Below are 12220 nucleotides of genomic sequence, written 5' to 3'. Positions count from 1 at the left end.
ATTTGTAAAAAAGTACTGTATTGAATTATAACTTTAATTTCTTCAAAGATTAAATGAGCAAGCTAGAGAATATTTTGAGAGAAATAACTCCATTATCTCCTGAGGACAGTTTTCTTGTGTTTGACCGTATAAAGGCATCTTTTGACTTTCCTTACCACTACCATCCGGAGGTAGAGATCAATTTTATCAGTAAAGGAAAGGGATACCGCAGAATGATCGGGGATCATACAGGGGAGATCAGTGACATTGAACTGGTATTAGTAGGACCCAATCTGCCGCATTGCTGGGCAAATCATAAATGCAAAAACCGGAAAACCCATGAAATAACAGTCCAGTTCAACCAGGATTTTTTTAATCAGTCTATGATGAATAAGAATATTCTGAAGCCTATCAGCAATCTGATGAAGGACTCTATCCGGGGGATTCTGTTTTCACAGGAAACAGCAGAAAAGCTTAAAGACTCTTTTTTCAATTTATCCAAAATGAATAGCTTTGAGTCTTTTATTGAAATCATGAAAATCCTCAATGAATTGGCCATTGCCGAAGACAAAACACTTTTGTCTTCTTACAGTATAGAGCTTGAAACCTTTGCAGATAATGATAAAATGAAGATTGTACATGATTTTGTCCATAAGAATTTTGAGAGTAAAATAACGCTTCATGATGCTGCTTCACTGATTAATATGAGCAGTGTAACTTTCAACAGATTTATCAAGAAAAGAACAGGTAAAACTTTTGTGAATTATCTGAATGAAATCAGGATCAGCTATGCTGCCCGTTGGCTGATGGAGAAGAATCTGACGGTTTTTGAGACTGCTTTTGAGGCTGGTTTTAATAATATTGCCAATTTCAATAAAGTTTTCAAATCTATTAAAAAAACAACACCTACTGAATTTAAAGAGCTTTTTAAAGGAGTGAAAAAAATTGAGTAACCCTGTTAAAATTAAGTAAATACATTTTATAAACATAAAGATCCGGATTGTTCTGTCCGGATCTTTTTTGAATCCATATCAGATATATTTTGATCAAAAAATGTTGAAAAAACATCATATAATTACGAATAATCTACAAGCTGGAAACAGGTGTACAGTACTGCAAATCAGTACGTAAATGCTGTATGTAGAAAATGGCTGAAAAAATAATATCGTTTTATGATAAAATAGTATTATATCTGGTTGTTAACAAAATTTAGATTTGTTAATGTGAATTAAATCTTAACAAAACTTTAATTATTTTATGCAAATGCGATGTAATGTTGCAAAAAAATGAAGATAAATATCATTTTTAAATGTAAACAATATTTAAAGCAATGTAGTTGATTCTCAAACAAATCTTAATAAAACTAACCTTATGAGAAAAACTGTTATACCGGTTTTATTAGCTATTTCTTTATCTGCCTACGCACAGGAAACAAAACCGGCAGATACTGCTAAAACAACCAAAATAGAAGAGGTGGTTGTTACTTCTTTGGGGATAAAAAGGCAGGCAAGGTCTTTAACGTATTCAAGCCAGCAAATTGGAGGGGATGAACTTACGGAAGTAAAAACACCCAATCTTTTAAATTCCATCAACGGAAAAGTTTCCAATGTACAGATCAATAAAACGAATGGCGGTGTCGGTGGATCGGTGAGGGTTGTAATGAGAGGAGATAAATCCACAAGGAACAGCCAGCCTTTGTATGTAATTGACGGTATTCCTATCGTTAATAATACAAAGGGGCCAAACGTAGATTTTTTTGCATCCATGCCGGATACAGGAGATGTACTGAGTACAATAAATCCGGAGGATATTGAAAGCATTAACTTCCTGAAGGGGGCTTCAGCTGCTGCATTATATGGTGCTGCCGGAGGTAATGGCGCGGTTTTGATTGTTACTAAAAAAGGTAAAGCGGGAAGAAGTAAACTGTCCTATACAACAAGTTTAACGCTTGATAAGGCATACAGTCTTCCTGAGCTGCAATACAGCTACCTGCAAAGTATTCCTTATGATCACGCAGCAGGGCAGACCGGTTCCCAACAGAGCTGGGGGCAAAAAGGGGCTTCAAAGGATTATCTTAAAGATTTCTTACAGACCGGAACAACATGGGTAAACAATATTTCTTTCCAGTCCGGAAATGAGAAATCCAACAACTTTTTCTCTATAGGAAATACTACAAATAAAGGAATTATCCCAACATCGGTATTTGATCAGTATAACATCAATTTCAGAAATTCAAGTAAATTCCTGGATGATAAGCTGACACTTGATGCCAATTTCATGGGATCTTTACAGAACAGTAAAAACAGGCTGACTCCGGGGTCATATTACTCACCATTGGTAAACCTTTACTGGCTACCAAGAGGGGTTGATTTCGATCAGTTCAGCGGTTCAAACTATACTTATCAAAATAACAACAGATTGCTTCCAGCTCAGAACTGGTGGGCAATAAAGCCGGACGGAAGTTTCAGTGTAGAATCTCAAAACCCTTACTGGATTCTTTATAAAAACCCTGTTACTACAAAGAATAAAAATCTTTACAGTGCAGCAACCCTGAGCTATCAGATCAATCCGTGGTTATCAGCAAGAGTAAGAGGGAATTACAGTTATACAACTTCAGATAGCCAGCGTAACGTTGCCGTTTATTCCCTGCCGGTTTTATTGGGTGGAAATGATAATGGTAAACTTTACAAAGATGTTATAGAAAGTTCATCTACTTATGGGGATGCTTTATTGATAGGAAGTCCGAAAATTACAGATGATGTTTCTCTGGACTTTACCGTAGGTGGAAGTATTAATACGCAAAGATATACATCAAGCAGTATAGAAAATAACCTATTGGTAATACCTAATTTATTTACACAAAATAACTTACAGTGGCCAGGACAAAACGGAAATGGAGTGAGCTATCTGCAGTATAGTACAAAAAAGCAGACACAATCTGTTTTCGCAAGTGCCAATCTTGGGTATAAAAAATTCTTATATCTTGACCTGACATTCAGAAATGACTGGGATTCTACCTTGTCAGGAACCGACAGAATTTCTTTCGATTATGAATCAATAGGGTTAAATGCAATCTTATCAGAGATTTTCAATATTTCAGAATCCATCAATTTCTGGAAAGTAAGAGCATCATATGCAGAAGTTGGAAATGGGTTGTACTCTAACCTGACCGCAAGTAACATTTACCGTTACCAGGTAAATGCAGGAACTATGATTACGCCAAATTCATCGCCGGTTACCAATCCGGAATTTTCTGAACTTTTTGCTAAGCCTGAACTTAACAGGACTTTTGAAGCGGGAACAGAGCTTAGACTTTTCAAAAACCGCTTAACCTTTGATTTCACGTACTATAATTCAATAGTATCTAACCAGTTGCTTCAGGCTGTGGAAATATCCTCCAATCTAGGGTTTGGAACCGGAAGATTTGATGTCAATGCCGGAAAAATCCAGAACAGAGGATTTGAATCAAGTTTATCCTATAAAATATTTGAAGGAAGTAAATTTGACTGGACAGCAACAGTTAATGCATCTGCCAATAAAAATACAATTAAAGAGCTTTTCCCATCCAGATTGCAAATTCCTGCAGATAAAACTTTTGTACTTACAGGAGGAGGATACAACAGGCTGAAAGTAGGAGGATCTTTTGGAGATATTTACGGATCAGTATTCAAAAGAGACGGGCAGGGAAGAATTATTGTAGATGCTGACGGAGTTCCATTGAGAGATGAAAATCAGGTGCAGTATCTTGGAAATCCGAACCCTAAATTTATTCTGGGTTTCAACAACTCTTTCAATATTGGTAAATTAGGAATCAGCTTCCTTATTGATGGTAAATTTGGTGGAAAAGTATTAGGATATACACAGGCTAAAAACGACCAGTACGGGGTAAGTAAGGTTACTGCGGATGCCCGCGATAACGGAGGAGTATCCATTCCAAACGCAGTTTATGAAAACGGAACTCCATATACAGGTTTAACTGATGCTGAAAAGTATTATTCTAAAGTGTCAGGATCCATTGATGAACCGTATATGTATAAGGCAACGGCAGTACGTCTGAGACAGGCTTCAATTTCATATACTTTTGATGTTCATTCAAAATTGATGGAAAATGCTACAGTAAGTTTGATCGGAAGCAACCTGTTCTTTTTGTATAAAGATGCTCCGTTTGATCCGGAACAAGTATCCGGAGTTAACCCGGGAGGTGTAGGAATTGATATGTTTGGAATGCCAATTACCAGATCTGTCGGTTTATCGTTAAAAGCTAACTTCTAATTTTAAGAACAATGAAACTATCTCATATTAAAACAATATCATTCAGTGCATTAATGCTGTGTACTTCTTTAAGCTGTACGAATGAATTTGATAAATATAATCAGGAGTATATTGGAGGTCCTGAAAATTTCAATGCCGATTTTACCCAGATTGTGAATCCACTGAAATTAATGCAGAGAAACCAGCAAAGTTCCACCAACTGGATCTACCAGCTGCAGACTAACCTTAATGCAGACATGTTCAGTGGTTTATTCAGTACAGCTACTCCTTATAACGGAGGAAGAAATAATACCACCTATTTCATAATGGACGGCTGGAATGAAAGAATTATGATGACACAGCTGGAAGATGTTTTTGATAAATCGAAAACAATCAATGCCGTGATCAAAGAAAACTATCCGGGGATAGACTTTAAGGCATCACTTGCCCTTGCAAAAATTTTAAGAGTAATTTCTGCAAGCAAAGTTTCAGATGCACATGGACCTATTATTTACAGTAAATTTGAGACACCAAATCCGTCAACGGGGATTACCGATTTCGATTCCCAGCAGGAAGCTTATAACAACTTTATTGCAGATCTTACTTCAGCTATTTCAGACTTGCAGCAAACTCCGGGTGTAGAAGATAAAGCAGTTGTTAGTAAATCTGACCTTATGTATGGCGGGAGCCTGGCAAACTGGGCAAAACTTGCGAATTCTTTAAAGCTGAGGTTTGCTATGAGAATCAGTTATGCTGATCCTACTAAATCAAGGCTCTACGCAGAACAGGCGCTGGCTTCACCTGTGGGATTTATTGATGATAATTCTGCAAATGCTTTAATCAACTATGGAGGAGCTTCTCCTCTCAGCGATATTATCTATTCCTGGGGCGACTGTAAAATTGGAGCACCATTGATGGCATTTATGAATGGATTTAATGACCCAAGAAGATCTGCCTATGCCAAACCAGCCACCGACCCTTCTGTTGCAGGGCAATACATTGGTATCAGACAAGGGGTTGATATGGGAGGAAGTAAGGATCGCTATGGAGACTTTTCTCAGCCTATAGCGGCATCCGCAAATGGAGATTACTTCTCTAACAGCAGCGGAAAGAATAAAATCTTTACTGCTGCAGAAATCTGGTTCCTGAAAGCAGAAGCAGCTATCAGAGGCTATACCGGAGCGGGAGATGCAGGAACAAACTACAACAAAGGCATTGAAATGTCATTTGCTGAATGGGGGAAAAGTGCTTCCTATGCAACATATATCGCAGATGCGGTTTCAACAGAGGCGCCCTATATTGATACAAAAAATGCATCAAACAGTATTTTGGCAGGAAGCCCGATGCTGAGCACAATTACCATCAAGTGGAACGAAGGAGATTCTTTTGAAAGAAAACTGGAGAGAATCATGACTCAGAAATGGATCGCGATTTATCCTGATGGTTCCGAAGCATGGGCAGAACAGAGAAGAACCGGATATCCTGTTATTTTCAAAAACGTTCTTAATGACAGCCAGGGAACGATCAGTACAGATGCAATGATCAGAAGAGTTCCTATCCCGACCAAATACAGAAACAATACCCTGAACTATGCTCAGGCATTACAGTATCTTGGTGGTCCTGATACAGGCGGAACTAAACTGTGGTGGGATAAAAAATAATAATTTTAAGCAGATCAATTATAAAGATAAAGAGGCCGTCTCAAAAGTTAGATTTAATTTGTGTTTTTTTCATTTCGGCAGGAGAAATTTCTGATAACGGTTGTTTTTAGATTCTTCAATTTTAGTTTCGTTTCAGGTTCGGAATGATACTTTTGAGAGGCTCTCTTTTTCTTTAATATTTTAGTTTGAATATGGAAAGCAACAGCTCTGAAACTCAATCGGTAAAACCGATTCTCTGGATATCAACATTATACTTTGCAATGGGAATTCCCTTTGTAACTATTAATGCGGTCTCCGGAATCATGTATAAAGACATGGGAATTTCAGATTCTAAGATTACATTCTGGACAGCTTTGATCATGTTTTCCTGGACATTAAAACCACTTTGGAGTCCTTTTCTGGAGATTTACAAAACAAAGAAATTCTTTGTCGTAGCCACCCAGTTTGCCATAGGAATTCTGTTCGCTCTGATTGCGTTAAGTTTACCGATGCCTGACTTTTTCAAATACAGCATTGCCCTTTTTGCAGTCGTTGCATTTTGCGGAGCAACACATGATATTGCTGCAGACGGAACTTATATCAATTTTCTGACGAATAAGGAGCAGGCAAAATATATTGGATGGCAGGGAGCTTTTTACAACCTAGCAAAAATCATCAGCAGTGGCGTTCTGGTTTATTTCGCCGGAGTTTTGGAAAAGACAAAAGGGGTTACCAACGCCTGGATGATCATTATGGGAATTTATGGACTTCTGTTTTTTGCCCTGGCAGTATATCATTATGCTGTTTTACCCAAGGAAAATAAAAAGAAGGAACAAAAGGCAGCAGGAAATGTTCGGAAAGAATTATTGGAAGTAATCACTTCCTTCTTCAAAAAAAAGAATATCCTGTGGGCTGTGCTGTTCATCATTCTCTATCGTTTTGCAGAAGGATTTGCCATAAAAATTGCACCCTTGTTTTTCAAAGCGCCGAGAACCTCGGGAGGTCTTGGGTTGTCCACATCAGATATCGGACTTATTTATGGAACTTACGGTTCGGCTGCATTTATTTTGGGATCTGTACTGGCTGGATATTTTATCGCCGCCAGAGGACTGAAAAGATCACTGATCTGGTTGTGCTCTGCCTTTAATATTCCATTTGTAGTATATGCTTTACTGGCATACTTTCAGCCAACAGAACTAATTCCGGTAGGTATTGCTGTTGTAGTGGAATATTTTGGCTACGGATTCGGATTTGTGGGACTGATGCTGTACATCATGCAGCAGATTGCCCCCGGAGAACACAAAACCGCCCATTATGCTTTTGCAACAGGTATCATGAATCTCGGAGTGATGATTCCGGGAATGTTCAGTGGGATGATCAGTGATTGGGTAGGATATAAAATGTTCTTCATCTGGGTTCTTATCGCAACTATACCTGCATTTATAGTCACATTGCTTGTTCCGTTTTCATATCCTGAAAAACTAAAAGAACACTAAATCATTTATCAAATACATTAAATAAAAAAGTAAAAAATACTTTATGACATTTCAACCAGCAAAGATCCCTTGGCAGGATCGTCCGGAAGACAGCCATGATATTATGTGGCGTTACTCTGCAAATCCTATCATCAACAGATATGCGATTCCTACATCCAACAGCATTTTCAACAGTGCGGTGGTTCCTTTTGAAGATGGATTCGCAGGAGTTTTCCGTTGCGACAATAAAGCAGTGCAGATGAATATTTTTGCAGGTTTCAGTAAGGATGGGATCAATTGGGACATCAATCACGATCCTATCGACATGAAAGCCGGAAATACTGAAATGATAGAATCCGATTATAAATATGATCCCCGCGTTGCCTTTATTGAAGACCGTTACTGGATTACATGGTGTAACGGATATCATGGGCCAACAATCGGGATTGCCTATACTTTTGATTTTAAAGAATTCTTTCAGTGCGAAAATGCATTTCTCCCTTTCAACAGAAACGGAGTTCTTTTCCCTGAGAAAATTAACGGTAAATATGCGATGCTGAGCAGACCAAGCGATAATGGGCATACACCTTTCGGAGATATCTACATCAGCTACAGTCCGGATATGAAATACTGGGGCGAGCACAGATGTGTAATGAAAGTGGCACCTTTTGAAGACAGCGCATGGCAGTGTACAAAAATCGGGGCAGGGCCTGTTCCCATCAAAACAGAAGAAGGATGGCTGCTTTTCTATCACGGTGTGATCAATACCTGCAGAGGTTTCAGATATTCTATGGGAGCATCATTGCTGGATCTTGAAGACCCGTCAAAAGTATTGTACAGAACGAAACCTTATTTACTCGCTCCGGCAGAACTGTATGAGCTTACTGGAGATATCCCGAATGTGGTATTCCCGTGTGCGGCACTTTCAGAAGGAGATAAGGTAACAGTATATTATGGCGCGGCAGATACCGTTGTAGCCATTGTGTTTGGATATATTTCAGAAATTATTGATTTTATGAAAAAGAATTCGCTTTAAACTGATTAAAAACCTGTGAAATATGCCGGTCAACTTCATTTCTTCGCTTGTTGAAATCATTATTGAGGTTTTTATATTGTTAAATAAACTCCTATCTTGAGGAATTTTTAAGATTTCCGTATTATGATTATGAAAAAAGAACTGCTGATATTTTTATTAATTGCCCTGTTTTCTTCTTCCGGGAATGCCCAGAAACAGAAAGAAGATGTTCTTTCGTGGGTAGATCCTTTCATTGGAACAGGAGGGCATGGCCATACATTCCCCGGAGCTACAACTCCTTTCGGAATGATCCAGCTCAGTCCGGATCAGAATACCAAAAGCGGCGACTGGGACTGGTGCTCAGGATATCATTACAGCAGTAAAACCATCATGGGATTCAGTCATAATCATCTCAGCGGAACGGGCTGGGCGGATCTTGGAGATATTCTGGTAATGCCAACTATAGGAAATATAAAAATGCTTCCGGGTACTGAGGACAAACCGGAAAGCGGTTACCGGTCAACATTCAGTCATGATAAAGAAACGGCGTCACCGGGATACTATTCCGTAATGCTGGACAGTTATGGAATCAAAGCTGAACTGACGGCTTCACCAAGAGTAGGATTTCACAAATATACCTTCCCGAAAAGTGAAGAGGCCAATATTATCATTGATCCTACCAATAAAATCTTCGGAAATATTTACCACACCCTTGTGAGCATAGAAGGAAACAATAAAATCAAAGGATATTGTTACAGCAACGGATGGGGAGGAAAAAGATTCGCTTATTTTGTAATGGAATTTTCAAAACCGTTTAAATCCTACGGGACTTATTCGGAAGGAAAAATAAAAGAGAATGAGAAAATTGCACTTGCTAAAGATGCAAAAGCCTTTGTCCGTTTTTCTACACAGGAAAATGAAAGTATAGAAGTGAAAGTTTCTCTGTCTCCGGTAAGCACAGAAGGAGCACAACAAAATTTTGATGCCGAGGCAAAGAATGTAGATTTTGCAAAAGCTAAAGAAACAGCCCAGAATACTTGGAGAGATCTCATCGGGAGATTTCAGGTAACAGGAGGAACTAACGACCAGAGAAAGATTTTCTATACGGGCGTTTACCATACTTTCATAGCGCCTAACCTGTATATGGATACCAACGGAGATTATGTTGCTGCACAGGAAAACATGAATACCAAATGGTTTACGAATTACAGTACCTATTCCTACTGGGATGGCTTCCGTGCGACACATCCTCTGCTTACCATTATGGATCAGAAACATACGAAAGAATTTGCCAATTCCCTGATCAGCAGGTATACAGACCGTAAAGATCATATGCCGATCTGGGAACTGTGCGGATACGATAATTTCTGTATGCTTGGTTACCATAGTGTATCGGTAATCTGGGATGCTATTTCCAAAGGAGTGCCAGGAATTGATCAGGAGAAAGCATTTGCTGCCATGAAAGATGCTTCTTTAACGGATAAAATGAGCAGCAGCGATGGGGGCGGAGGTCTGAATGATTATATCAAACTGGGCTATACTCCATCGGAAAACGGAGCTTCAGTTTCTGCCACTCTGGAATATGCATACGATGACTGGTGTATTCAGCAATTAGCCGAAAAATTAGGAAAAAAAGAAGAAGCGGAAGTGTATAAAAAACGTTCCATGAGCTTCCTCAATACATTCAATAAAGAAAATAATCATTTCTGGCCAAAACAGAAGAATGGTGAGTTCCTTGCTGACTTCCAATTAAACGACTGGAAAAAACTTCAGCCGCATTGGGTTTCCGGAAACATCTGGGCTTATGATTTCTTTGTGCCGCATCAAATTGATGAAATGATCAGTCTTTATGGTGGAAAAAAAGGTTTTGAAGAAAAGCTGGACAGAACTTTTACAGAAGCTTTAAAAATGGAAGGCGAGCAGCATGTTGATATTTCAGGGTTCATCGGCTCTCTGGGGTTTGGTGACGAGCCGGGACACCACGTTCCTTATCTGTATAACTATGCAGGAAGTCCTTACAAGACCCAGAAAATGATCAAATTCATCCGCGATAATATGTATGCGGCAAAACCTGATGGAATTGTCAATAATGAAGACTGCGGCCAGATGTCTGCCTGGTATATTTTCTCATCATTAGGATTTTATCCTGTAACTCCCGGAAAACCTGTCTATGCCATTGGAGCGCCACAGTTTCCGAAAGTATCTTTAAAACTGGAGAACGGAAAAACCTTTACAGTGACTGCTGATAAAATATCCGATAAGAATATCTATGTTCAGAAAATGTTTTTGAATGGCAAAGAATTCAAAAGCTGGGAAATCAATCACAGCGATATCATGAACGGCGGCGAACTGAAATTTGTAATGGGAAGTAAGCCTGTAAAATAAATCAATAAAATAACGAAACAAAAATATAATGGAAAGGAGAAAGTTTATAAAGACAAGTGCACTGGCTGGAGCGGGATTAATGTTTACTCAAAATGTTTTCGCCAAAACATTAAGCATAGAAGATTTTCCTGTGGTGCGTGTTCCAAAAGATAAAAGACACTTTACCAGTGAGGCGGTGGAAGGGGCAATTGCAGCTTTTAAAAAGAAGGTGAAAAATAAAGAACTTGTCTGGCTGTTCGAAAACTGTTTTCCAAATACATTAGATACGACTGTTTTTTATAAAGATATAAACGGAACTCCGGATACTTACGTTATTACAGGAGATATCGATGCCATGTGGCTTCGTGACAGTTCTGCACAGGTTTTTCCATACCTGCAGTTCTCAAAAAAAGACGAAAAACTTCACAAACTGATCTCAGGAGTTATTCACAAACAGACAGAATTTATTATCAAGGATCCATATGCCAATGCTTTCTATAACGATGAAAATAAAATAAGCAAGTGGAAAGAATACGATCACACGGATATGAAGCCCGGTATCCACGAAAGAAAATGGGAGATAGACTCACTTTGCTATCCCATCCGTCTGGCTTATCACTTCTGGAAGACAACCGAAGATACAAAGCCTTTTGATAACAACTGGCTGCAGGGAATCAAACTAACCTTGCAGACTTTTAAAGAACAGCAGAGAAAAACAGATCTGGGACCATACAAATTCGAGCGTACCACAGCCTGGGCTACAGACGGGATTCCGATGGGAGGTTATGGCTATCCCACAAATCCTGTCGGCCTTATCAATTCAATGTTCCGTCCGAGTGATGACGCTACGATTTATGCTTTCCTGATCCCTTCCAATTTATTTGCAGTGGTAAGCTTGCGTCAGGCAGCAGAAATGGTTTCACAGATCAAAAATGAAAAAGCACTGGCTCAGCAGTTAAACAGCTTAGCTGATGAGGTAGACGCCGCCATCAAAAAATATGGAATTTATAACCATCCGGAATATGGAAAAATATACGCTTTTGAAACCAACGGATTCGGAAGCTATAATTTAATGGACGATGCGAACTGTCCGAGCCTTCTGGGTCTTCCTTATCTGGATGCCGTAAAGGCAGATGATCCTGTTTACCTGAATACGAGAAAATATGTCTGGTCAAAAGACAATCCATTCTTCTTTAAAGGAAAACTGGCAGAAGGAATCGGTGGCCCACATATAGGCCTTGATATGATCTGGCCGATGAGTATCATCATGAAAGCACTTACTTCCAATGATAAAAAAGAGATCAGATGGTGTATAGAGACTTTACAGAAAACGCATGGAGGAACCGGATTTATGCATGAATCGTTCCACAAAGACAATGATAAGAAATTCACAAGAGAATGGTTTGCATGGGCCAATACATTATTCGGCGAGCTGCTGTGGAAAACATTTAATGAGAATTCAGACTTGTTAGCTTAGGGTTATTGATTTTATAACA

At 38.9% G+C, this 12220-nt stretch carries 7 protein-coding genes; all 7 read left to right on the top strand.

Annotated features, from left to right (window positions below; all coding sequences use genetic code 11):
- The first annotated feature begins 53 nt into the window (after window positions 1-53).
- On the top strand, window positions 54-932 hold the full coding sequence (locus tag ACQWU4_RS09120) for an AraC family transcriptional regulator (RefSeq protein WP_429935457.1): 879 nt from the start codon (window positions 54-56) through the stop codon (window positions 930-932).
- Window positions 933-1350: 418 nt separating this feature from the next.
- The gene (locus ACQWU4_RS09115) at window positions 1351-4251 is read left to right on the top strand and encodes a SusC/RagA family TonB-linked outer membrane protein (protein WP_429935456.1); all 2901 of its coding nucleotides are present in this window, start codon (window positions 1351-1353) and stop codon (window positions 4249-4251) included.
- An 11-nt stretch (window positions 4252-4262) separates the two neighbouring features.
- Entirely contained in the window at window positions 4263-5891 is a 1629-nt protein-coding gene (locus ACQWU4_RS09110) for a SusD/RagB family nutrient-binding outer membrane lipoprotein (RefSeq protein WP_429935455.1), read from the top strand.
- 191 nt (window positions 5892-6082) lie between these two features.
- The gene (locus ACQWU4_RS09105; RefSeq protein WP_429935454.1) at window positions 6083-7366 is read left to right on the top strand and encodes an MFS transporter; all 1284 of its coding nucleotides are present in this window, start codon (window positions 6083-6085) and stop codon (window positions 7364-7366) included.
- 43 nt (window positions 7367-7409) lie between these two features.
- Window positions 7410-8381, top strand: a complete 972-nt coding sequence (locus ACQWU4_RS09100; protein ID WP_429935453.1) for a glycoside hydrolase family 130 protein — start codon at window positions 7410-7412, stop codon at window positions 8379-8381.
- A 129-nt stretch (window positions 8382-8510) separates the two neighbouring features.
- A complete protein-coding gene (locus tag ACQWU4_RS09095) occupies window positions 8511-10745 on the top strand; it encodes a GH92 family glycosyl hydrolase (RefSeq protein ID WP_429935452.1) in 2235 nt (744 codons plus the stop codon).
- Between the two features lie 28 nt (window positions 10746-10773).
- A complete protein-coding gene (locus ACQWU4_RS09090) occupies window positions 10774-12201 on the top strand; it encodes a glycoside hydrolase family 125 protein (protein WP_429935451.1) in 1428 nt (475 codons plus the stop codon).
- The last annotated feature ends 19 nt before the right edge of the window (window positions 12202-12220 follow it).

Origin of the sequence: Chryseobacterium sp. MIQD13, from assembly GCF_050496705.1 — a bacterium.
In the GTDB taxonomy this organism is placed as follows: domain Bacteria; phylum Bacteroidota; class Bacteroidia; order Flavobacteriales; family Weeksellaceae; genus Chryseobacterium.
The sequence above is the reverse complement of the archived record's forward strand: the minus strand, read 5'-3'. Positions and strand labels throughout refer to the sequence as shown.

Coding starts and splice junctions, on each gene's coding strand:
- ACQWU4_RS09120 (WP_429935457.1), top strand. CDS start 54: ATGAGCAAGCTAGAGAATATTTTGAGAGAAATAACTCCATTATCTCCT.
- ACQWU4_RS09115 (WP_429935456.1), top strand. CDS start 1,351: ATGAGAAAAACTGTTATACCGGTTTTATTAGCTATTTCTTTATCTGCC.
- ACQWU4_RS09100 (WP_429935453.1), top strand. CDS start 7,410: ATGACATTTCAACCAGCAAAGATCCCTTGGCAGGATCGTCCGGAAGAC.
- ACQWU4_RS09105 (WP_429935454.1), top strand. CDS start 6,083: ATGGAAAGCAACAGCTCTGAAACTCAATCGGTAAAACCGATTCTCTGG.
- ACQWU4_RS09095 (WP_429935452.1), top strand. CDS start 8,511: ATGAAAAAAGAACTGCTGATATTTTTATTAATTGCCCTGTTTTCTTCT.
- ACQWU4_RS09090 (WP_429935451.1), top strand. CDS start 10,774: ATGGAAAGGAGAAAGTTTATAAAGACAAGTGCACTGGCTGGAGCGGGA.
- ACQWU4_RS09110 (WP_429935455.1), top strand. CDS start 4,263: ATGAAACTATCTCATATTAAAACAATATCATTCAGTGCATTAATGCTG.